Source organism: Pseudomonas sp. TH41, from assembly GCF_016650695.1.
Lineage (GTDB): Bacteria > Pseudomonadota > Gammaproteobacteria > Pseudomonadales > Pseudomonadaceae > Aquipseudomonas.
The window spans coordinates 1,111,144-1,132,373 of record NZ_JAEKFH010000003.1 but is presented as its reverse complement, the minus strand read 5'-3'; the positions used below and the strand labels follow the sequence as shown (position 1 = coordinate 1,132,373).

General features: G+C 57.7%; 21 protein-coding genes. 20 read left to right on the top strand and 1 reads right to left on the bottom strand.

What is annotated here, in order from left to right; genetic code table 11:
* The first annotated feature begins 90 nt into the window (after window positions 1–90).
* The 12 genes from JFU37_RS07935 (at window position 91) to cyoE (ending at window position 11,875) form a co-directional block, all read left to right on the top strand.
* Window positions 91–1,215, top strand: a complete 1,125-nt coding sequence (locus JFU37_RS07935) for a polysaccharide deacetylase family protein (RefSeq protein ID WP_201114779.1) — start codon at window positions 91–93, stop codon at window positions 1,213–1,215.
* A 336-nt stretch (window positions 1,216–1,551) separates the two neighbouring features.
* The gene (locus JFU37_RS07930; RefSeq protein ID WP_201114778.1) at window positions 1,552–2,946 is read left to right on the top strand and encodes a PhoH family protein; all 1,395 of its coding nucleotides are present in this window, start codon (window positions 1,552–1,554) and stop codon (window positions 2,944–2,946) included.
* 232 nt (window positions 2,947–3,178) lie between these two features.
* Window positions 3,179–3,652, top strand: a complete 474-nt coding sequence (gene moaC / locus JFU37_RS07925; protein ID WP_201114777.1) for a cyclic pyranopterin monophosphate synthase MoaC — start codon at window positions 3,179–3,181, stop codon at window positions 3,650–3,652.
* On the top strand, window positions 3,649–3,891 hold the full coding sequence (locus JFU37_RS07920) for a MoaD/ThiS family protein (RefSeq protein ID WP_201114776.1): 243 nt from the start codon (window positions 3,649–3,651) through the stop codon (window positions 3,889–3,891). Before moaC ends, JFU37_RS07920 begins: the two co-directional genes overlap by 4 nt.
* A gap of 3 nt (window positions 3,892–3,894) precedes the next feature.
* A complete protein-coding gene (gene moaE, locus JFU37_RS07915) occupies window positions 3,895–4,347 on the top strand; it encodes a molybdopterin synthase catalytic subunit MoaE (RefSeq protein WP_201114775.1) in 453 nt (150 codons plus the stop codon).
* 309 nt (window positions 4,348–4,656) lie between these two features.
* Window positions 4,657–5,433, top strand: coding sequence for an ABC transporter substrate-binding protein (locus tag JFU37_RS07910; RefSeq protein WP_201114774.1), 777 nt, complete (start codon window positions 4,657–4,659; stop codon window positions 5,431–5,433).
* Window positions 5,434–5,682: 249 nt separating this feature from the next.
* On the top strand, window positions 5,683–6,192 hold the full coding sequence (locus JFU37_RS07905; protein ID WP_201114773.1) for a disulfide bond formation protein B: 510 nt from the start codon (window positions 5,683–5,685) through the stop codon (window positions 6,190–6,192).
* An 828-nt stretch (window positions 6,193–7,020) separates the two neighbouring features.
* Complete coding sequence (gene cyoA / locus JFU37_RS07900) at window positions 7,021–7,965, top strand: ubiquinol oxidase subunit II (protein ID WP_201114772.1); 945 nt, start codon at window positions 7,021–7,023, stop codon at window positions 7,963–7,965.
* A gap of 3 nt (window positions 7,966–7,968) precedes the next feature.
* A complete protein-coding gene (cyoB, locus tag JFU37_RS07895) occupies window positions 7,969–9,999 on the top strand; it encodes a cytochrome o ubiquinol oxidase subunit I (RefSeq protein WP_201114771.1) in 2,031 nt (676 codons plus the stop codon).
* A gap of 3 nt (window positions 10,000–10,002) precedes the next feature.
* The gene (locus tag JFU37_RS07890) at window positions 10,003–10,629 is read left to right on the top strand and encodes a cytochrome o ubiquinol oxidase subunit III (RefSeq protein WP_201114770.1); all 627 of its coding nucleotides are present in this window, start codon (window positions 10,003–10,005) and stop codon (window positions 10,627–10,629) included.
* Window positions 10,629–10,976 (top strand): cytochrome o ubiquinol oxidase subunit IV, encoded by a 348-nt coding sequence (cyoD, locus tag JFU37_RS07885; protein WP_201114769.1) that lies wholly within the window; start codon window positions 10,629–10,631, stop codon window positions 10,974–10,976. Before JFU37_RS07890 ends, cyoD begins: the two co-directional genes overlap by 1 nt.
* 11 nt (window positions 10,977–10,987) lie before the next feature.
* Window positions 10,988–11,875: a heme o synthase gene (gene cyoE / locus JFU37_RS07880; RefSeq protein WP_201114764.1), complete on the top strand. Its 888-nt coding sequence runs from the start codon at window positions 10,988–10,990 to the stop codon at window positions 11,873–11,875.
* A gap of 287 nt (window positions 11,876–12,162) precedes the next feature.
* Here the strand turns inward: cyoE and JFU37_RS07875 are convergent, their stop codons facing one another.
* Window positions 12,163–13,581 carry an aminotransferase-like domain-containing protein gene (locus JFU37_RS07875; protein WP_201114762.1) on the bottom strand — a complete coding sequence of 473 codons (1,419 nt, stop codon included), beginning with the start codon at window positions 13,579–13,581 and terminating at the stop codon, window positions 12,163–12,165.
* A 149-nt stretch (window positions 13,582–13,730) separates the two neighbouring features.
* Here JFU37_RS07875 and JFU37_RS07870 point away from each other — a divergent pair, with 149 nt between their 5' ends.
* The 8 genes from JFU37_RS07870 to JFU37_RS07835 all read left to right on the top strand — a co-directional run bounded on the left by JFU37_RS07870 (window position 13,731) and on the right by JFU37_RS07835 (window position 21,166).
* Window positions 13,731–14,831: a hypothetical protein gene (locus tag JFU37_RS07870; protein ID WP_201114760.1), complete on the top strand. Its 1,101-nt coding sequence runs from the start codon at window positions 13,731–13,733 to the stop codon at window positions 14,829–14,831.
* Between the two features lie 42 nt (window positions 14,832–14,873).
* Window positions 14,874–16,154 (top strand): biotin carboxylase, encoded by a 1,281-nt coding sequence (locus JFU37_RS07865; protein ID WP_201114758.1) that lies wholly within the window; start codon window positions 14,874–14,876, stop codon window positions 16,152–16,154.
* 49 nt (window positions 16,155–16,203) lie between these two features.
* Window positions 16,204–16,698, top strand: coding sequence for a RidA family protein (locus JFU37_RS07860; RefSeq protein WP_201114756.1), 495 nt, complete (start codon window positions 16,204–16,206; stop codon window positions 16,696–16,698).
* A gap of 82 nt (window positions 16,699–16,780) precedes the next feature.
* On the top strand, window positions 16,781–17,263 hold the full coding sequence (locus JFU37_RS07855) for a cupin domain-containing protein (protein ID WP_201114754.1): 483 nt from the start codon (window positions 16,781–16,783) through the stop codon (window positions 17,261–17,263).
* Between the two features lie 210 nt (window positions 17,264–17,473).
* Window positions 17,474–18,118, top strand: a complete 645-nt coding sequence (gene yfcF / locus JFU37_RS07850) for a glutathione transferase (protein ID WP_201114752.1) — start codon at window positions 17,474–17,476, stop codon at window positions 18,116–18,118.
* A 30-nt stretch (window positions 18,119–18,148) separates the two neighbouring features.
* Window positions 18,149–19,489, top strand: coding sequence for a KamA family radical SAM protein (locus JFU37_RS07845; RefSeq protein WP_201114750.1), 1,341 nt, complete (start codon window positions 18,149–18,151; stop codon window positions 19,487–19,489).
* A gap of 24 nt (window positions 19,490–19,513) precedes the next feature.
* Window positions 19,514–20,386 carry a branched-chain amino acid aminotransferase gene (locus JFU37_RS07840; RefSeq protein ID WP_201114748.1) on the top strand — a complete coding sequence of 291 codons (873 nt, stop codon included), beginning with the start codon at window positions 19,514–19,516 and terminating at the stop codon, window positions 20,384–20,386.
* A gap of 21 nt (window positions 20,387–20,407) precedes the next feature.
* Entirely contained in the window at window positions 20,408–21,166 is a 759-nt protein-coding gene (locus tag JFU37_RS07835) for a TauD/TfdA family dioxygenase (protein WP_201114747.1), read from the top strand.
* The last annotated feature ends 64 nt before the right edge of the window (window positions 21,167–21,230 follow it).

Sequence of the window (21,230 nt, the reverse complement as noted above, 5' to 3'; positions counted from 1 at the left end):
CCTGTAGGAGCTGTCGAGCAGCGCGAGGCTGCGATCTTTTGATCTTCCCGCGATATAGTGCCGCGCGGGTTTTGTTATGGAGACATCCCATTGCGTATCGTTTTTCTATTGTCGGCGTGGCTGTTGAGTTTCGGTGCCCTGGCGGCGCCAGGCGATGTGGCGACGTTTGATCGCGCTGCCTGGCCTGAACAGCTCAGCAGCCCGACCCTGTTCGACGTTGCATCGCGGGCCGAGATACTCATGTTCGCCCGTGTCCTGCTGGCCAGTGAATCCCTGGACGAAGCGAGCCTGGCCCAGCGATTAGGCTTGCGCAGGATCAATCTGGAGTCGATCAACCACCTGCGCCAGCGCATGTGGCAGCGCCTGTTGGCCAATTACAACTTCGCGCAGCAGAGCTGCGATCAGGATGCTTCGTTTTGTTTCCTGGTCGAGGACATGGAGACCCTGCGCGGGCAGGCCGCCAAGTTTCAGGTCAGCGACGATAGCTATTACATAAAGTGGGCCGAGCCGAGCCGGTTGTTCCACGCCCGGTACCTGGACGAGCAATTGCGCAAAGCGGCGCTGTTTCCGCAAACCAGCAGTGAAATCGATCGTTTTGGCGACTACGAGCGCAACGGCGATGAGATGAATGACCGGTTGTTTCTGCTGACCTTCGACAGCGCCGCGAATGCCTTGCCGGACAACACGGCCTGGATTGCGGAGTCCCTGCGCAAGTCGAACATGAGCGGCACGTTCTTTGTCCTGGGCAAGGACATCCAGGCCCGATTGGGTGAGCACTCGGTGGCCAATCTGCAAGCGACGTACTCGCAACAGTGCATCGGCGTGCAGGGTTGGGAGTTTCGCTCCCACAGCCACTGGCAGGACTGGCAGGATTCGGTGCGACGCAGCGTTGAACTGGTTAAAGGCAAACTGCCGGAGAACTTCGTCCCGCTGTTTCGTCCGCCCGATGGCCAGCGCCGTTCGGACGCCGAAGGCTTCTTCACGTCCCAGGGATTGCGAGTGGCGCTGTGGGATATCGATGCACAGGACGGTGCGGGCAAGCTCAAAGGCAATCAGAGTGGACAGCGGGTGCTGACCCTGATGTTGCTGTGGCGCCATGGGGTGATCAACTTCAATGCGAAGCAGGATGCGGTGAAAACGGCGATGCCCTGGCTTATCACGCAAACGGCGCCAAGCGGGATCGGATGGGAAGATTGTCAGGACGCGTTTCGCTGAAACGGCGAAAGCCAACAAACGTTGGGGATGGGGCAAATTCAGGAGGGATTTCGATGCAGGCGGACTTCCGACTTTAACGGGGTGATGGCAATCCGCCTAGTGCTATTGGTCACTCTGAAAAATAAACTTCAAAAAAACGTCAAAGTACTTTTTTCTGTCATGGGTTTTGGAGTATTACGAAGACAGACCGCCGAAACCTGCAACACAGGTGGCGTCTCCCAAGACCCAGCTATGGATGCAGTTCACTTGATCCTCCACAGGTGAATTCGGTAGTCACTTCGAGGCGCAGCACTGTCACGGTATTGCGTCGACTGGCTCCCACAAAGGTGACCGAGTATGGATGATCACGGACGTAGTTCTTCCTCCAACCAGCCAATCCTTTATGTACTCGATACCAACGTATTGATTCACGATCCAAACGCCCTGCTTAACTTCGAAGAACACCACGTCGCGATCCCGATGACCGTGCTTGAAGAGCTGGACAAGCTCAAGAGCGGGCATCACAGCGTGGCTGCGGAATGCCGTCAGGCGATTCGCCTGATCGACAAGACGCTGGGCGATGCCAGCCCCGAAGACGTTGAACTGGGTGTGCCGATCCAGCGTGGAAAAAGTGGGCCCAAGGGTTTGCTGTCAATTCTGATGAGCAAGCGTGCCGAGCCGAACATCATTCTTCCCGAACACCTGAACGACAACATCATCATCAACCAGTTGATTGACCTGCACGCGCGCGAACCGAATCTGCCCGTCGTGCTGGTCACCAAAGACATCAACATGCGCCTCAAGGCCCGGGCGTGCGGGATCGCGGCCGAGGACTACAGCACCGACCAACTGGTTGATGACGTTTCGTTGCTGCCCAATGGTTATCACAACATGACCGGCTCCTTCTGGGACCGGGTAAGGAATGTCGATACCCGTCAGGACCACGGTCGCACCTGGCATCAGGTGCAGCTGATTGACAACCTGCCGGCGGTGCACATCAACGAGTTCATCATCGATGAGCAGGGTTTCGTCGGCTGGATCAAGGAGATCGAGGAAGACCGGCTGCTGATTCTCGACCTGCATCAGGAACCCCTGTTGCACCAGGAAGCCTGGGGCCTGAAACCGCGTGACATCTATCAGAGCCTGGCGCTGTACGCCTTGCTCGATCCGGACATTCACCTGGTCAACCTGTCGGGTGCTGCAGGCTCGGGTAAAACCATCCTGGCGCTGGCGGCGGCGATCGAGCAGACCATGGTCAGTAAGCGCTACCGCCGGATTATCGCCACCCGTAGCGTGCAGGGCCTGGACCAGGAGATCGGTTTCCTGCCCGGCACCGAGGCCGAAAAAATGGAGCCTTGGCTGGGCGCCATCACCGACAACCTCGAAGCCTTGCACATGGATGACGAAAACACCCATGGCAGCGTCGATTACATCCTCAGCAAAGTGCCGTTGCAGTTCAAATCCCTCAACTACATCAGGGGTCGCAGCTTCCAGCAGAGTCTGATCCTGATCGATGAATGCCAGAACCTTACGCCGCACCAGATGAAAACCATCATCACCCGTGCCGGCGCCGGTTCCAAAGTGGTGTGCCTGGGCAACCTGGCGCAAATCGACACCCCTTACCTGTCCGCGACCAGCTCCGGGCTGACGTACCTGACCGAACGCTTCAAAGACTTCCCGAACGGTGTCCACATCACCCTGCAAGGGGTGCCACGTTCGATTCTGGCCGAATACGCCGAGTCGCATTTGTAACAATCTCACCCAAACCGGGCGGCCTGAAAGCCGCCCGGTTTTTTGTGCCCGACACAAAACCCCCTGTAGGAGCGAGCTTGCTCGCGAAGGTGTGTCAGTCGACACAACGGTGCCTGATCCACCTTCGCGAGCAAGCTCGCTCCTACAGGGGGTCGTCGGTGAACGCATAATCTTGCGTGCGGAAATCTGACCCGCGGGTTTACAATCCAGGCTCCTGATCAGGAGTAACCCTGTGCTGACTCATCTCGATTCCCAAGGTCGCGCCAACATGGTCGACGTCACCGAAAAAGCCGTGACGTTCCGTGAGGCGACGGCCCAAGCGTTAGTGCGCATGCTGCCCGAAACCCTGCAGATGATCGTCAGCGGCGGCCACCCGAAGGGTGATGTGTTCGCCGTGGCGCGGATTGCCGGCATCCAGGCGGCGAAGAAAACCAGTGACCTGATTCCTCTGTGCCATCCGCTGATGCTCACCGGCGTCAAAGTCGAACTGAGTGCCGAAGGCGACGACACCGTGCGCATCGTTGCGCGTTGCAAGTTGTCCGGACAGACCGGCGTCGAGATGGAAGCGTTGACCGCCGCCAGTGTCGCAGCGCTGACTATCTATGACATGTGCAAGGCGGTTGATCGCGGCATGATCATTGAAAGCGTACGACTGTTGGAGAAGGTTGGCGGCAAGAGCGGCCACTTCCAGGCGGATCAGCCATGAACGTCACCGTGAAATTTTTTGCTCGTTACCGTGAAGCGCTGGGCGTGGACTCGGTGAAGGTCGAAGGTGACTTCGCCACTGTCGACGACGTGCGTGCGCTCCTGGCGCAACGCGACGGTAGTGAGGTGCTGTGTGAGCAGAACCTGATGTGCGCACGCAACGAAGACCTCTGCCAGCTCGACGAGCCAGTGGTCGATGGCGATGAAGTGGCGTTTTTTCCGACCGTCACCGGGGGCTGAGCCATGGCGATTCGCGTGCAGTCCATGGCGTTCGATCCGGGTGCTGAAGTCAACGCCATGCACGCTGCCAATGTGGGCGTCGGCGCTGTGGTGAGTTTTGTTGGCTACGTGCGCGACTTCAATGACGGTCTCGACGTTGCCGGAATGTTCCTGGAACACTATCCGGGCATGACTGAAAAAGCCCTTGGCAAGATTGCCACCGAGGCCGAGCAGCGCTGGCCGCTGCTCAAGCTTGAAGTGCTGCATCGTATTGGTGCCCTCGAACCGGGCGAGCCGATCGTCTTCGTCGGTGCCGCCAGCGCCCACCGCCAGGCGGCATTCGAGGCCTGTGCCTTTGTCATGGATTACCTGAAAACCCGTGCGCCGTTCTGGAAGAAAGAGAACACCCGTGACGGACCGCGCTGGGTTGAAGGGCGTGACAGCGATCATGCGGCGGCGGATCGCTGGAAGCAGTAAGTTCTTTAGCGCTCTCAGGTACGCTCCCTGTAGGAGCTGCCGCAGGCTGCGATCTTTTGATCTTCGTTTCAAAGCAAGATCAAAAGATCGCAGCCTGCGGCAGCTCCTACAGGGAACGATGGGGCCATCCGCAACACCAAAAATCCCACTGATTCCCTCCCGACCATCGGCCGGCATAACTTCGTTCGTCCCAATTGACGATCAATACATAAAAGTCCAGTATGGAATTATAAGTACAAAAAATATCTTCTCCGTTTCAGCTTCTTCTTCTGTCTTGCCAAACCAACAACAAACCGCGAGAAAACGAACATGAAGAAATTCCCCCTCATCACCGGTCTGGCCCTGAGCCTGTTGGCGTGCAGTAGCCTGTTCGCCGCCGACAAAACCCTGCGCATCGGGATCGAAGCGGCTTATCCGCCGTTCGCGTCCAAAACCGATCAAGGCGAGATTGTCGGTTTCGACTACGACATCGGCAATGCCCTGTGCGCGCAGATGAAGGTCAAGTGCGTCTGGGTCGAAGGTGAGTTCGACGGTCTGATTCCTTCCCTGAAAGTGAAGAAAATCGACATGGCGCTGTCGTCCATGACCATCAACGAAGACCGCAAGAAGTCGGTGGACTTCACCCACAAGTACTACTTCACCTCATCGCGTCTGGTGATGAAGGACGGCGCAGTGGTGGATGACCAGTACGCCAGCCTCAAGGGCAAGACTGTCGGCGTGCAGCGTGCAACCACCACTGACCGCTACGCCACTGAGGTTTTCGAACCAAAAGGTATTAACGTCAAGCGTTACGGCAACAACGAAGAGATCTACATGGACCTGGCGGCCGGTCGCCTCGATGCCATTTTTGCCGATACCATCCCGCTGAATGACTTCTTGTCGATGCCTCGTGGCAAGGGCTACGCGTTTGTCGGGCCAGAGCTCAAGGATCCGAAATACGTGGGCGACGGCGCCGGGATTGCAGTGCGCAAGGGCAACGCCGAGTTGGTCACCGAGCTGAACACCGCCATCGACGGCATTCGCGCCAATGGCGAATACCAGAAGATCTCGGACAAGTACTTCAAGTCTGATATCTACGGCGATTGAGGGTTAGCATCTGTAGGAGCTGCCGCAGGCTGCGATCTTTTGATCTTAGAGATCAACATCAAAAGATCGCAGCCTGCGGCAGCTCCTACAGGGTTTTGCGTGCACCCTCCTGAAAAGCGTTCAAAAGTTAATCCCTTCTTAACCGGCCTGTCGTTTATTCCCCCGCAATCTATCCACGTGCTCCGGGCTCTCAAAGCTCGGGGGCAGCGTGTAGACTTCCAGGCAATCGATATCTAGAAGGGAAACGCGATGAGCGAGGAAACAATGCGGTTGGGACGTGAGCGACGCTACCTGGTATTGCTGGGCATCATTTGCCTGGCGCTGATCGGCGGCGCGCTGTACATGCAAGTGGTTCTGGGCGAGGCGCCATGCCCGCTGTGCATCCTGCAGCGTTATGCGTTGTTGCTGATCGCGCTCTTTGCCTTCATCGGGGCGGCCATGCGTACCCGTCGCAGCATCACAATCTTTGAAACCCTGGTGGTGGTCTGCGCCCTGGCCGGTGTTGCGGTGGCCGGGCATCACGTCTTCACGCAGTTCTATCCTGCGGTTAGCTGCGGCATCGATGTGCTGCAACCGATTGTCGATGGTTTGCCACTGGCGAAGATCTTCCCGCTGGGGTTCCAGGTTGATGGCTTCTGCTCCACACCGTATCCGCCAATTCTCGGCTTGTCCCTCGCTCAGTGGGCGCTGGTCGCCTTTGTACTGGTCGTGGTGCTAGTGCCGCTGCTCATTTCGCGTAACCGTAAAGCGCTGCGCTGAGGCTATCCGCCGCACCGTTGCGTTACCCAAAAAAACGCCCCGGTCCTCGATGAGAGGGCCGGGGCGTTTTTGCATTTCAGAGGCCGAGTCAATAGACCGTGGTGTGCGGCAACCAGGGGTGTGGCGCATGTGCGACACGTTGTCACAGCAGGAGTGTCGCAAGGCATTTCGAGGTGCTGGATTGGTACCCGATTACGCAATGAAATTGGCCTTTTCAAGCGACTGAGTCCTTCAGCCCTGGAAAACCGGAACAGGCAGTTTTAACAGGCCTTGGCGAATTGCCAGAGCCCTTGTCATATGGGGGCTTGGCCAGGGTCGAGCGATGGCGAAGGGCCTTCGATACTGTCTGAACTGGGTGTGGTAGACCTACTTATTTTGGTGTTTTTGTTGCGAATCAATTTCGATAAGATGCCGCACTTTTGCGAAAACCGTTAATGATTGTTGCTGGAATGGATAAAAATTATTTCGGGATGAGACATGGTTTATGAATCGTTACATATCTACAATCGCCCGCACTGAATTCCCGGCACTGCTCACCCTTATTCAGGTGCATGAGCAGCAATTGGGTGTCGAGAGGCCGGTTGGCTTCATGCGACGCCCAGGTGTCGGAGCCTTCCGACTATCCGCACCAAATGGAATTGGTCTGTAACAAGGCCTTTGACCACGAATCGAATAAGAACTTAACGCTGGCCCAGGATTTGTCGAACAGCGTCTGACGCGCGACGGGCAGCCCTTATTCAATCCAAGAAAAATGCCAACCCTTGGCAGGGTGAAGTGTTGGCGATCAAAACCCAACTGCATTGCGCAAGCTGCTTTAGAGGTCGTGAGATGAGTAAAAACAGGTACCCCAGATTACTAGGCTTATTGCCGCTGCTCGGCACATTGTTGCTGGGAGGCTGCAACATGACCTTGCTTGATCCCACGGGCCAGGTGGGCCTGGATGAACGAAACCTGATCATCACCGCAACGCTGCTGATGCTGTTGGTCGTCGTGCCAGTCATCGTCATGACCTTCCTGTTTGCGTGGAAGTATCGCGCATCCAACACGAGCGCCACCTACACGCCGAAGTGGTCCCACTCCACCAAGATCGAAGTCGCGGTGTGGGCTGTTCCAGTTCTGATCATCATTGCCCTGGGTTATGTCACCTACAAGTCGACCCACGCTTTGGATCCTTACAAGCCGCTGGAGTCCGACGTCAAGCCGATCACCATTGAAGTGGTCGCGATGGACTGGAAGTGGCTGTTCATCTACCCGGAACAAGGCATCGCCACGGTCAACAAGATCGTGTTCCCGGCCAACACGCCAATCAACTTCAAAATCACTTCCGACACCGTGATGAACTCGTTCTTCATCCCGGGGCTGGGCGGCCAGATCTACGCAATGGCCGGCATGGAAACCAAGCTGCACCTGATTGCCAACAAGAACGCTGAGATGGACGGTATCTCCGCCAACTACAGCGGCGCAGGTTTCACCGGCATGAAGTTCAAAGCTATCTCCACTTCTCAGGCGGATTTCGATGCCTGGGTCAGTGATGTCAAGAAGGCACCTAAACAGCTTGAAAAAGCTGAATACGAAGCCCTTTCCAAACCAAGCCAGAACAATCCAGTAGAGCTCTACTCCTCGTTCACGCCAAACCTGTTCCAGACCATCGTCGACAAGTACGAAGGCATGCAACCGGGCAAGCCAATGCACCACGAGAAGAAAGAGCACGAAATGGCCGCCATGGAAGGGATGGACATGAGTTCGCATTCAGCTGCCGGGGCAGAGGAGTAAACGATGTTTGGTAAATTAAGTTGGGAAGCGATTCCGTTCCACGAGCCGATTGTGATGATTACCATCGCCATGATCGCGCTCGGTGGTCTGGCGGTGTTCGCTGCAATCACCTATTTCAAGAAGTGGACCTACTTGTGGACCGAGTGGCTGACGTCGGTCGACCACAAGAAAATTGGCGTGATGTACATCATCGTTGCCATGGTCATGCTGCTGCGTGGTTTTGCCGACGCCATCATGATGCGTTCCCAGTTGGCCCTGGCCACCGAAGGTTCGCCTGGCTACCTGCCACCTGAACACTATGACCAGATCTTCACCGCTCACGGTGTGATCATGATCATCTTCATGGCGATGCCATTCTTCACCGGCCTGATGAACCTTGCAGTGCCGCTGCAGATCGGCGCCCGTGACGTTGCCTACCCGTTCCTGAACTCCCTGAGCTTCTGGCTGCTGGTGTCCGGCGTTGTGTTGGTCAACGTGTCCCTGGGTGTCGGCGAATTCGCCCGTACCGGTTGGGTTGCGTATCCACCGCTGTCGGAACTGGGCTACAGCCCGGGCGTGGGTGTGGACTACTACATCTGGGCACTACAGCTATCGGGTCTAGGGACAACGCTGACGGGGGTCAACTTCCTCGCCACCGTGCTGAAAATGCGTACCCCGGGCATGAAACTGATGGACATGCCGATCTTCACCTGGACCTGCACCTGGGCCAACGTTCTGATCGTCGCTTCCTTCCCGATCCTGACCGCTACCCTGGCGCTGCTGACACTTGACCGTTACATGGATTTCCACATTTTCACCAATGAACTTGGTGGCAATCCGATGATGTACGTCAACATGTTCTGGGCCTGGGGTCACCCCGAGGTTTACATCCTGATTCTGCCGGCGTTCGGGATCTTCTCCGAAGTCATCTCGACGTTCTCCGGCAAGCGTCTGTTCGGCCACCACTCGATGATCTACGCCAGCGGCGCGATCTCGATCCTGGGCTTCATGGTCTGGCTGCACCACTTCTTCACCATGGGGTCGGGTGCCAACGTCAACGCCTTCTTCGGCCTGGCGACGATGCTGATCTCGATTCCGACAGGGGTGAAGCTATTCAACTGGCTGTTCACCATCTACCAGGGCCGTCTGCGCATGACCAGCCAGGTTCTGTGGACCCTGGGCTTCATGGTGACCTTCGCTATCGGCGGCATGACCGGCGTATTGCTGGCCATTCCGGGTGCGGACTTCGTTCTGCACAACAGCCTGTTCGTGATCGCTCACTTCCACAACGTGATCATCGGCGGCGCGGTCTTCGGCTACATCGCAGGCTTCAGCTTCTACTTCCCTAAAGCGTTCGGCTTCAAGCTGCATGAAGGTTGGGGCAAGGCAGCGTTCTGGTTCTGGATCACCGGTTTCTTCGTCGCGTTCATGCCGCTCTATGTCCTGGGCTTCATGGGCATGACCCGTCGTCTGAACAGCACCACCAACCCTGAGTGGACACCGTACCTGCACGTTGCAATGTTCGGCGCGATCTTGATCGCCGTCGGTATTGCCTGCCAGTTGATCCAGCTGTACGTCAGTGTGCGTGACCGCAAAAAGCCAGAGAACATGTGCGAAGCCGGCGACCCGTGGAATGCCCACACGCTGGAGTGGTCGACCTCGTCGCCGCCACCGTTCTACAACTTTGCCGTACTGCCGAAAGCCGAAGGTATCGACCCGTTCACCGAAGCCAAGGAAAACGGTACTGCGTACCGGGCTCCAGCCAGGTACGAGCCGATCCACATGCCAAACAACACCGCGACCGGTCTGGTCATGGGTGCTCTGTTGACCGTGTTCGGTTTCGCGATGATCTGGCACATCTGGTGGATGGCCATCTTCGGCCTCGCCGGTACCGTGATCTACTTCGTTATCCATGCTGCCCGTGATGACCAGGGCTATATGGTGCCGGTCGACGTGATCGAGCGCATCGAAGCCGAGCAGCACAAGCGTCTGGTAGCGGCCAAAGCAATTCCGGCCACCGCCACCCGTGTTGAAACCTCGTTGGAACAGGCTTAAACCATGTCGAACTTAGTGACCAATGCTGGACACACCCATGTCGATGGACATGGGCATGATGACCATCACCACGACTCGGGCGAGATGACCGTATTCGGTTTCTGGCTCTACCTGATGACCGACTGCATTTTGTTTGCGTCGATCTTCGCGGTGTACGCGGTACTGGTTAACAACGTAGCGGGTGGCCCGTCGGGCCACGACATCTTCGAACTGCCTTACGTGTTGGGCGAAACCGCCTGCCTGTTGCTCAGCTCGATTACCTACGGCTTCGCCATGCTGGCGTTGTTCAAGGGCAACAAGAAGGCTGTGTTGGGCTGGTTGGCGATTACCTTCCTGTTTGGCCTGGGCTTCATCGGCATGGAAATCAACGAGTTCCACGCATTGATTTCCGAAGGCTACGGTCCTAACCGCAGCGGCTTCCTGTCCGGGTTCTTCACCCTGGTCGGTACCCACGGTGTGCACGTAACCAGCGGTCTGATCTGGATGGCGATCATGATGTATCAGGTCAACAAACATGGCCTGACGTCGACCAACAAGACTCGCCTGAGCTGCCTGAGCCTGTTCTGGCACTTCCTGGACGTGGTGTGGATCTGCGTATTCACCGTTGTTTACCTGATGGGGACCCTGTAATGGCTAATGCAGCTCACTCACACCATGGCCACGATAGTCATGACGACAGCCACGGCAGCGTCAAGTCCTATGCCATCGGCTTCATCCTGTCGGTGATCCTGACGATCATTCCTTTCGGCCTGGTGATGTACCCGTCGCTGCCGAAAGTCTGGACGCTGTGGATCGTATTGGCCTTCGCAGTCATCCAGGTGCTTGTTCACCTGGTGTACTTCCTCCACCTGGACCGTTCCGCTGCCCAGCGTAACAACGTGATCGCGTTTATCTTCGCGGCAATGGTCATCGTCCTGTTGGTTGGCTTGTCGCTGTGGATCATGTTCAGCATCCACACCGTCATGATGGCGCACTGAGGAAAGTCCGGATGTCCTTTAAGCACTTTATCCAAATCACCAAACCGGGGATCATTTTCGGTAACGTGCTTTCTGTGGCAGGCGGATTTTTCCTGGCCTCGAAAGGGCATGTCGATCTGGCCATTTTCCTGGCTGCGATGATCGGCACGTCCCTGGTCGTAGCCTCTGGTTGCGTGTTCAACAATTGCATCGACCGCGACATCGACCTGAAGATGGAACGCACAAAAAACCGGGTGCTGGTCCAGGGTTTGATCTCCCTGAAACTGGCGCTGGTTTTCGCGACCGTTCTGGGTGTTGCCGGCGTTGCCTTGTTGTACAAGGTCGCTAACCCGCTGGCCGCACTGTTCGCGGTGATCGGTTTTGTCATCTACGTCGGCTTCTACAGCCTGTACCTCAAGCGCAAGTCGGTTCACGGCACGCTGGTGGGCAGTCTGTCGGGCGCGATGCCGCCGGTGATCGGTTACGTGGCGGTCACCAACAGCTTCGACATGGCCGCACTGACGTTGCTGGTGATGTTCAGCCTGTGGCAGATGCCGCATTCCTACGCCATCGCGATTTTCCGCTTCAACGATTACCTGGCCGCATCGATCCCGGTGTTGCCCGTGAAGCGCGGAATCGAAGTGGCCAAGAAGCACATCCTGATCTACATCCTGGCGTTCCTCGTGGCGACCTTGATGCTGACCTTCAGTGGCTACGCCGGCATGAGCTACCTCGCCGTCGCCGCGGCCATGGGCATGTACTGGTTGTACATGGCCTGGACCGGCTACAAGGCAGTGGATGACACGGTCTGGGCACGCAAACTGTTCGTGTTCTCGATCTTCACCATTACCGCGTTGAGCGTGATGATGTCCCTGGACTTCAAAGTGCCGACCGAGTTGTTGCTGACGTACGCGCCTTAAGCGTCCGATGCTGTAAAGAAAAGCCCCGCCTTCGAGAGAAGTGCGGGGCTTTTTGTTGGGGCTTTTCCGGGGGATTGGGTTGCCGCGTTCGCGCATAACCTTGTAGGAGCTGCCGAAGGCTGCGATCTTTTGATCTTTAGGAATGTCAGCTCCGCGGAGAATCAAAATCAAAAGATCGCAGCCTTCGGCAGCTCCTACAGGGACCGCAATGACACATTCATGATGAGTGTCGGCTGACACACCGCTTTCGCGAGCAAGCCCGCTCCCACAGGACTGGTGTCGATCAGTTATTTGTGGGGTGTGTCGAGCAAGCGGAAGAACCGTTCGCGCACCTGCAGGCTGTCGCTGTGCGCCACGTTGAAACGCAGGAAGTGGCTGGCATCGGGCGCTTTGCTGAGTAAGGTGCCAGGAGCCAGCACCAGGTTGTTTTCCAGGCCTTTTCTGGCCAGGGTTTCAGCGTGCAATCCCTCGGGCAAGCGAGTCCAGATAAACAGCCCTTCACCCGGCAGGGAAGACATCGAGCAACCTGCCTCGACCAGCCAGGCCGCCACCCGACTACTCGACTCATAAAGCCGATCCACCGTGCGCCGCGCATGCTTGGTGTAGCTGCCGTCACTGAGCATCGTGCAAGTAATCTGCTCAGCCAGTTCCGAAGTCACACCGCCGCAGGCCATTTTCAGGGCGACCAGCCGTGCCGCCAGTTGCGGTGACAGCACCGCATAACTGACGCGACTGTTGGCAGTCAGTGTCTTGGAGAAACCAGAGATGTAGCTGACGTTGTCCAACCCGCTGGCCGCCAGACGCGGCGTGCGGCGTTGTTGAATGTCGCAGTACAAGTCGTCTTCGAGGATATGGAAACCGTACCGGTGGCTCAGCTCCAGCAAGCGATACACCTGAGCCGGGGAGAACGAGTGGCCAGTCGGGTTGTGCAGGGTGCTGTTGGTCATGTAGAGCACGGGCTTATGAGCAATCAACAACTGCTCGAGGGCCTCCAGATCCATGCCGTCGCAGTCCCGGGCGATGGTTATGACCTTCGCGCCGTGTAGCGCCAGGTTGGCGTGCATGTTGAAGTAACACGGATCATCGAGCAGCACCGTGTCGCCGGGTTTGATCAACAGTCGCATCAGCAGGTCGATGGCCTGCATGGTGTTGGCGGTGGTGATGATCTGGTCCACCGGGACTTCAATGCCGAAGGTCGACAGCTTGACCCGCAATGCTTGACGCAGTGGCAGATAACCGCCCGCGACACCGTATTCGCCCATCCGAAGACTCGTGGCACGCAGGGTGCCACGCACGGCTTTGAGCAATTCGTCAGCAGGCAGCCACGAGGTCGGCAGGAATCCGCAGCCGGGACGCAGCGCGCCGTTGTCCAGCAACAGGGCGCGGCGGACCACGCTGAGGGTGTCTTGAGGCTGCAGGTCCGGAGCTGCATTCGTCGGGCTCGTGGTGCCGGTGCGGTGCACGTAATGCCCCGAACCCTGGCGTGAAACCACCAGGCCCTTGGCCCGCAAGCGGTCCAAGGCGTCGACCACCGTCGACTTGCCCACGTTCATCAGGTCGGAGAGTTCGCGAATCGGTGGCAGCTTGGCCCCGTGAGGCAAGCCGCCCTGGCTGATCGCTACAGACAACTGATCGACGATCTGCTGGACCAGCGGTACTCCGGGCTGGAACTCGATGGCGGCGATCACTGCTCGCTGAACCTGCATTTTACTGGTCTCTCCAGCAGTAAAGTTCGTTTGATTCTATACGAACTTGCTCTGATCAGAACAAGCCTCTCTCTCTACCATCGCCTTAAGGACTTTCCTGATTGCCGGTGCCTGTGGCCCTGACAATTATTCGGTTGCAGAGGTGTTGCATGAGTGTTCAAACAACGGTCGCCATCGCCAAGCCGGTGATCAACATCCGCCTGTTCACGATCCGGATCATTACCGCCGTGTCGCTGTTCGCGGTACTGGGCAAGGCCAACGTCTGGCTCGATACCGCCACCAACAGCATCCTCGCCCTCGGCTACCGGGCCTTGTTATTGCTGTTGCCGCTGACCTTGTTGGTGCTGGGCCGCCGTTCCCTGAGCGTCACGCTGCTGTGCGCGGCACTCGGGCTGGTATTGCTCGCGGTCACCAGCAACCAGGGCCTGGTGATGTTCGCCGCCGCGTTGTTTGCCTACGGCATTGCGATTGCCGGCTACCTGATCAAGAGCGAAGCGGCCCAGACCAAAGAGGGCGCGGCCTACAACCGGGTGGCGATGAACATGGGCAGCCTGGTGGCCGGTTTGATCCTGCTATCGCCGCTGCTGACCCCAACGATGTTCTTCCTCGGTGCCGCCAGTTTCATCCTGCTGTGCCTGCCTATCGCCATGGGGGCGACATTCACCACACAACCGGTGGTTGCCAGCCCGGCAACCCGGGACGGCAGTGGCTGGCGCAACAAACTGCCGTGGGTGATCGCCGGCATCATCATGGGTATCAAGTTGTTTGGCGTGTTCTCGATCCTGCCGCAAGCCATCCTCCTCGAAACCGGTGAACTGCCGGCCTGGTATGGCCTGATGCTGATCCTCAACAGCGCCGTGGTGGTGTTCGCCCAGGTGCCGGTGATGAAACTGATCGAGTGCACCGGGCGCTTCAAGGTGGTCGCCGTGATCGGGATCATCATTGGCGGTTTTGCGGTGCTCTCGTCCCCGGCTGCTTTCCACGTCGAAACCCTCGCCGGCGCGCTGATCTGGGTGGCGCTGCTGTCCCTCGCCGAATGCGCGTTCAGCTACCTCGATTACTTCTCGGTCAAACAAAACAACATGTTCGTCAAGGAAGTCTCCCTCGGCGTCGGCGCCGGGATGACGGTGTTGATCATGCGGGTCGCGCCACCGCCCTATAACGCTCTGGTGCTGGCCGCCATTGGCGCGGGCGGGATTCTGGCCTGGTACTGGCTCAACCGTAAATCCAACGCCTCGCTGCACGACTGAACCATCGCTTTTCGGTTTTTCCCTTCATAGGTCGGGTGCTTTATGAATACGACATCTTGCGTAGTAGTGGTCGGGTACAACGGCAATCGGGTGCACGATATCCATAAGTTGCGCGACCTCTGTAAGAAGCTCTACAACGCCCGGCTGATCCTGCTGGTCGAGAAAATTCAGCCCGGTGACGATCAGGTAGCGGACCACGTGTGCAGCACCTCGCTGGCAGCGCAAGACGTTGCGGCCTCCCTGGAACTGGTGGCGGGTTGTCTGAATGCCGACAGCTGGAAGCTGATCGGGGTGCTGCCGTTTTCCGACCGTGGCGTGCTGCTCGGCGCGGCGCTTGCCACGCATTACGGCCTGCCGGGTATCACGCCGGGCGAGGCGCGGGCGGGGCTGGACAAACAGATTTTTCGCCGGCTGGAGGCGGCTGCCGGCACCTCGCCGGAAGACTATCGCCCGGTCTTTTCCACACGCATCGAGAGCCTGCCCGAACTGCGCCAGCGAGTCGTCGAACTGGGCGGCAGAGCCTTCATCAAACCGGCCTGCGAAGGCGCGAGCAGAGGCTGCCGGGTGATCCATCATCCGTCGGAGTGCGATGAAGCCTGGCAGGCGCTCAAGCCGTATCGCGAAGGCGGCATCGTCCTTGAGGAACTGATCCAGAATGCACGGGAATACAGCTGGGACTACGTCGCCGGCAGCACGTGGGTCACCGAGAAGACCACCACTGAAGGCGCCTATCGCGCGGAAATCCAGCAAGTGGTGCCGGCGCCATTGCCCGCGGACGTCCAGGTTCGATTGGCGGCTGCCGGTCGGCACATGTCCGGGTTGGTCTCGCTGGATAACGGCGCCTATCACAACGAAATTTTCCTGCGCAGCGACGGCCGGACCTCGGCGGTGGAAACCAACATGCGCCCTGGGGGCATGCACATCTGGGATTTGGCCCGTCTGGCGTTCATCGATTTCGACCCGTGGGAGCGCTGGGTGAGGTGGGCGGTGGAAGGCAAGACCGAACATCTCGACCCTGTCGCCCGGGGCTATTGCGGCATCCGTCTGCTCAGGGCCCCGGCAGGCGGTCTATTGCGCGGCGCACCGGACATCGAGTTGCTGGCCCGGGAACTGAACATCGAACTGGTAGAAGCGGTGTACGCCAAGCGCGTCGGTGATTCGGTCACGGCATTGGTGCAAGACAACACCTCGTTCATCGGTCACATCGTGCTGTTCTGCGAGGACTACGAGCAGCTCAGCGACAACCTGCTGCGTCTGGCCGAGGCGATTGAGTCCCGCGTCGAAGTGACCTGCCTGGCCGCCCCGGCGAGAGCCGTGGGGTGAGTCGCCGGGATCAATGTTTTTTGCAGTATTGATTAAGAGGGTTGGATAGATGATTGAGCAAATGAGCTGTGATGAGCGCTTCCTCATGCTGGCTAAAGAACTTGGCTACGACATCTACGGCGAGAACACGGCGGGCGGGCATTACGCGCCGCTGATTCGGCATCACGATGAGCTATACGTCAGTGGGCTGGTGCCGCGCATGAACGGCAAAATCCAGTACCCTGGCCGAGTGGGGCAGGAGCTCAGCCTGAGCGATGCGCAAGCGGCGGCCAGTATCAGCGCCATGCGCGGGCTTGCATTGATCGTGGATGCCATCGGCTCACTGGATAAAATCAAATCGTTGTTACGGGTCACTGTGTATGTGAAATCAACGGCAGACTTTGTGGACCTCAGTGACGTGGCGAATGGGGTTTCGGATGTATTCAGTCATGTACTGGGCGACGCCGGTAAACACACGCGAACAACGGTGGGGGTTTATCAGCTGCCAAAAAACGCTGCGGTAGAAGTGGATATGATCGTGGCGTTGCGGCCTTCGGTGTTATAAATAAATCCGCGCGGCTTTACAGTGCAGAATGGTTAACCTAAAGTTCGGCGCTTAAGTGGTAAGAACAACGCGGAGCGTGCGGATGGATAACTTTCAGGGTGCGTTTTTTTCATATAAAGACTTTCGTCAAAGTTTGCACCATCAAACGCTCAGTCCTCGGGTGTGGAAAGGTGCTGAACTAGCGGATATGCGTAAATCCCTAGAGGCCAGTGAGGTGGATATCGTCGCCCTGGCCCACGACAAAAGCATCAAGGGATGCGAAGTGACACCGGGTATGGCCATGGCCATGCAATGGTTGAAACCAGGCGCTGTACTGAACGGGCACGCCCATTCCTGGTGGCACCTGTTCGTTATTCAGTCCGGCCGCGGTGCATTGACGTTGGGCGACGCTGATGAAGTGACCGTCAGCATTGGCGACGTGCTGTTGGTGCCGGCCTGGACGAAACACGGGTTCGTCAACACCAGCGCCGTTGAGCCGCTGGCGATGTTGAACATGAGCAACATGCCGCAAATGGCGCTGCTTTCGAATTTTGCCGACAGCCACGGGCTGATCACTCAAGCGTAATGTCCTTCGTTTTGCCCAAGGGAGTCGGCGTCCGCAGACTCCCTTTTTTCGTTTCTGTCGAGCGCTCCCGACCTGGCTGTCGGTTTGCCTGTGAGTACTTTCTGTATCGATAGAAACAGGCAATTTCTGTATCTATTCAGCGTCCAGTCAACTAATTACGATCACTTCCAATGCCTATTAACCAGCGCAGTTAATGAAATGGAGTGGTCTATGGAAAGCACGAAACTTAAACTCTATGTCGGTGCGGATTTTGTCAGTGCATTTGCGATGTCGGCATTTGTCGCGTTGAAAGAAAAACAACTTTCGTTTGATCTGGTTACTGTGGATTTGAAAGGTCGTGAGAACTATCTCAAGCCTTATCACGATGTATCGTTAACGTGCAAAATTCCAACGTTAGTTCATGAGGGCTTTGCATTGTCGGAATCGTCGGCCATTGCTGAGTATCTGGATGAACTCTCTCCTGGCCACAAAAAACTATTCCCGCTGGACATCAAGCAGCGCGCCCGCGCCCGTCAACTGCAAGCCTGGTTGCGCAGCGATCTGTTGGTCATTCGCAAAGAGCGTCCAGCGGACCTTATTTATTTCGGCAAAAAAGATAACCCACTGTCCGATGAAGCCCTGGCGGCCGCGGACAGGCTGTTTTTTGTCGCCGATCGGTTGCTGGAAGGGGGAGCGGAGCATCTGTTCGGTGATTGGAGCATTGCCGACACGGACCTGGCAATCATGCTCAACCGCCTGGTCGCCAATGGCGATCAAGTTCCCGCGCGACTGACCGCTTACGTGCGCCGGCAGTGGGATCGCGACAGCGTTCGGGCATGGATGGACATAGAGCGCGCAGCGCCTGCCATCCAGTAACCACGCCAGGAAATTACCAGGAGCGCTGCCATGCAGGGAATGTCGGAGCAGGAAAGATACAAACCCTATAACTCACGCACCATTCGCGACACGCCGTACTGGCACCAACTGACGCCAGCGTTGCAGGAAGCCATGACTGTCGTCGCTAGGGTCATGCCATTTCGCACCAATGAATATGTACTGGGGACGCTGATCGACTGGAACAACATTCCGGACGATCCGATTTTCCGCATGACCTTTCCCCACAAGGACATGTTGTTGCCGGACGAGTATGCCTCGCTCAAGCACCTGATCGAACGGGACGATGCCGTCGCCATCAAGCGTCAGATCGAGGCGATCTGGCTACGCATGAACCCACATCCAGCCGGCCAGTTGACGCACAACGGCGTGACACTCAACGGAAAAGTCCTTCCGGGCATTCAGCACAAGTACCGCGAAACCGTGCTGTTTTTCCCCGGTGCCGGTCAGACCTGTCACGCCTACTGCACGTTCTGTTTCCGCTGGGCGCAGTTCATTGGTGAGGAAGAACTCAAGTTCAACGCGCGCGAATCCCAGGAATTGGTGAGTTACCTGTGGGTACACACCGAAGTGACCGATGTGCTGATCACCGGCGGCGATCCGATGATCATGAACACCCGCTCACTGGCCGGGTACATCGAGCCGCTGCTGGAACTGCCCCACCTGAAAAGCATCCGTATCGGCACCAAATCCGTGGCGTATTGGCCGCAACGGTTTGTCAGCGATAAAGACGCGCCCGAGCTGCTTGAACTGTTTCAACGGATTGTTGCGGCGGGGAAAAACCTCTCGATCATGGGCCACTACAACCACCCGGTGGAGATCCGCCAGGACATCGCTCGCCAGGCCGTCGAACGCATCCGTTCCACCGGTGCGACCTTGCGCATGCAGGCCCCCCTGATACGGCACATCAACGAAAACCCCGCCGATTGGGCTGCGCTCTGGACCGAAGGCGTTCGACTCGGCGCAGTGCCTTATTACCTGTTCGTCGAGCGCGATACCGGCCCCAGCCACTACTTCGCGATGCCACTGGCTCGCGCGTTCGAGATCTTTCAGGCGGCCTATCGAACAGTGTCGGGGCTGGCACGCACGGTTCGCGGGCCTTCCATGAGCACCTTCTACGGCAAGGTGTTGATCAACGGTATCGAGACCGTCGCCGGGGAAAAAGTCTTTGTGCTGCAGTTTCTCCAGGCCCGCGATCCGCAATGGGTACTGCGAACGTTCTATGCGCGATTCGATCCGCAGGCGACCTGGTTCGATGAGCTGCGGCCGGCGTTTGGTGAGCGCTCGTTCTTCTTTCAGACCGAGCCGGTGGCCGCCCCCGAATTAATACCGGTCCTGCTGGAAACGGCGTAGGACGATTCATCAGGAGATAAGGACATGAGCAGTATTCCGTTTGATCAGCGAGAAGGCTTTATCTGGCTCGACGGCGAGTTCGTCGAGTGGTCCCGGGCGCAACTGCATGTGCTGACGCATGGCCTGCATTACGCAAGCACGGTGTACGAAGGGGAGCGCGTCTACAACGGCAAGATCTTCAAACTGCGCGAACACAGCAAGCGTCTGTATCGCTCGGCGACGTTGATGGATTTCGTCATTCCCTATGAACTTGCCGAACTGGAAGCCGCCAGTCATGAACTGCTGCGCCGCAACAACGTGGTCGACGGTTATCTGCGGCCGGTGGCCTGGCGCGGCAGTGAAATGATTTCCACCTCGGCCCGCTTCAACAGCGTGCATATGGCGATCGCCTGCTGGCAATGGCCGAGCTATTTCGACCCGGCGGCGCGCATGGCCGGGATCCGTTTGAAGACTGCCCAGTGGCGCCGTCCGCCGCCGAGCAGCAGCCCCTTCGAAGCCAAGGCGTCTGGCCATTATCAGATCGCCACACTCAGCAAGCACGATGCTGAAAACACCGGCTATCACGATGCGTTGATGCTCGACTGGCGCGGCAACATCGCCGAATCCACCAGCGCCAACGTGTTCTTCGTCAAAGGCCGGACATTGCACACCCCCGTGCCGGATTGTTTTCTTAATGGTATTACCCGCCAGACCGTCATCGAGCTGGCCAAGGCACTGGATTACCAGGTGGTCGAAAGAACCATTGTTCCTACAGAACTTGGCGACTTCGACGAGTGTTTTCTGACGGGCACCGCCGCCGAAATCACGCCCGTGCAGAGCATCGATGAACAACGCTATCAACCGGGCACTGCCTGCAGTGAACTCATTGCCGCTTACACCTCAACCGTCAACGCCTGATCATCAGCCAGGAACATCACCATGTCAGATCAAGGGATTGTTGCGTCTAAACCTTACGTAGTGCTGGGCCATCGCCATGAAGAATTGTCGGCGCGAGGCTGGACGGTGCTGACACCGGACGAATTCGCCAATGACGTCGTAGGCACGTTGCATGACTTCGGCCCGATCATTCCGCAGTTCAACGGGCAAATGGCCTTCGCCATCACCCGCAAGCCGGGATACGAAGATTTGCCTTATTCCCAGAGCATGAACGGTATTGGCCCGCACACCGAAGCGCCGGTTTACGGACCGCCACCGCGCTACCTGGCGTTGCATTGTCATCAACAGGCAACCTGCGGCGGAGGGCATACAGGACTGGTGGACGGTTACGAGTTCCTGGCGTTTCTCGAACGCACCGAGCCCGAGTTGCGCACGTGGATCGACGAAACCCCCGTGGAATTCGTTGCCACCGCCAAACCTGGGGAAGCCGCGCAGCGCCGGGTCAAGGAATACATCCTGACGCCTACCGAAGCGGGGGACATTTTCCGCTTCAGCTACAACCAGTTTCACTACGGCGATGTGAACCCGTCCAAGGAAGATCTGCAGCAATCGCTGGTCGCCAACAGCTCGTTGCCATTGGCCCGGTTTGCGGTGTTGGGTGAGGAATATTTCGTGCGACACAACACTCCGGTGCTAATTCCCGACGACTGCATGCTGATTTGGGACAACTGGCGAATGATTCACGCCCGCAGTCGATACACTGACCCGGCGCGAAACCTGACCCGCTACTGGCTGGCCTGATTTATCCGTCGCCCAATTTTCCATCGGCGTACCCCGTAGCGGGTACGCGTCTTACAGGTAACGC

What these genes read in the sequence shown, in the direction of transcription:
- JFU37_RS07865 (WP_201114758.1), top strand. Translation starts at nt 14,874, where the DNA reads ATGAATACGACATCTTGCGTAGTAGTGGTCGGGTACAACGGCAATCGG.
- JFU37_RS07890 (WP_201114770.1), top strand. Translation starts at nt 10,003, where the DNA reads ATGTCGAACTTAGTGACCAATGCTGGACACACCCATGTCGATGGACAT.
- JFU37_RS07860 (WP_201114756.1), top strand. Translation starts at nt 16,204, where the DNA reads ATGATTGAGCAAATGAGCTGTGATGAGCGCTTCCTCATGCTGGCTAAA.
- JFU37_RS07840 (WP_201114748.1), top strand. Translation starts at nt 19,514, where the DNA reads ATGAGCAGTATTCCGTTTGATCAGCGAGAAGGCTTTATCTGGCTCGAC.
- cyoB (WP_201114771.1), top strand. Translation starts at nt 7,969, where the DNA reads ATGTTTGGTAAATTAAGTTGGGAAGCGATTCCGTTCCACGAGCCGATT.
- cyoE (WP_201114764.1), top strand. Translation starts at nt 10,988, where the DNA reads ATGTCCTTTAAGCACTTTATCCAAATCACCAAACCGGGGATCATTTTC.
- JFU37_RS07855 (WP_201114754.1), top strand. Translation starts at nt 16,781, where the DNA reads ATGGATAACTTTCAGGGTGCGTTTTTTTCATATAAAGACTTTCGTCAA.
- JFU37_RS07875 (WP_201114762.1), bottom strand. Translation starts at nt 13,581, where the DNA reads ATGCAGGTTCAGCGAGCAGTGATCGCCGCCATCGAGTTCCAGCCCGGA.
- JFU37_RS07905 (WP_201114773.1), top strand. Translation starts at nt 5,683, where the DNA reads ATGAGCGAGGAAACAATGCGGTTGGGACGTGAGCGACGCTACCTGGTA.
- JFU37_RS07845 (WP_201114750.1), top strand. Translation starts at nt 18,149, where the DNA reads ATGCAGGGAATGTCGGAGCAGGAAAGATACAAACCCTATAACTCACGC.
- JFU37_RS07870 (WP_201114760.1), top strand. Translation starts at nt 13,731, where the DNA reads ATGAGTGTTCAAACAACGGTCGCCATCGCCAAGCCGGTGATCAACATC.
- cyoA (WP_201114772.1), top strand. Translation starts at nt 7,021, where the DNA reads ATGAGTAAAAACAGGTACCCCAGATTACTAGGCTTATTGCCGCTGCTC.
- JFU37_RS07835 (WP_201114747.1), top strand. Translation starts at nt 20,408, where the DNA reads ATGTCAGATCAAGGGATTGTTGCGTCTAAACCTTACGTAGTGCTGGGC.
- JFU37_RS07910 (WP_201114774.1), top strand. Translation starts at nt 4,657, where the DNA reads ATGAAGAAATTCCCCCTCATCACCGGTCTGGCCCTGAGCCTGTTGGCG.
- JFU37_RS07920 (WP_201114776.1), top strand. Translation starts at nt 3,649, where the DNA reads ATGAACGTCACCGTGAAATTTTTTGCTCGTTACCGTGAAGCGCTGGGC.
- JFU37_RS07930 (WP_201114778.1), top strand. Translation starts at nt 1,552, where the DNA reads ATGGATGATCACGGACGTAGTTCTTCCTCCAACCAGCCAATCCTTTAT.
- moaE (WP_201114775.1), top strand. Translation starts at nt 3,895, where the DNA reads ATGGCGATTCGCGTGCAGTCCATGGCGTTCGATCCGGGTGCTGAAGTC.
- cyoD (WP_201114769.1), top strand. Translation starts at nt 10,629, where the DNA reads ATGGCTAATGCAGCTCACTCACACCATGGCCACGATAGTCATGACGAC.
- yfcF (WP_201114752.1), top strand. Translation starts at nt 17,474, where the DNA reads ATGGAAAGCACGAAACTTAAACTCTATGTCGGTGCGGATTTTGTCAGT.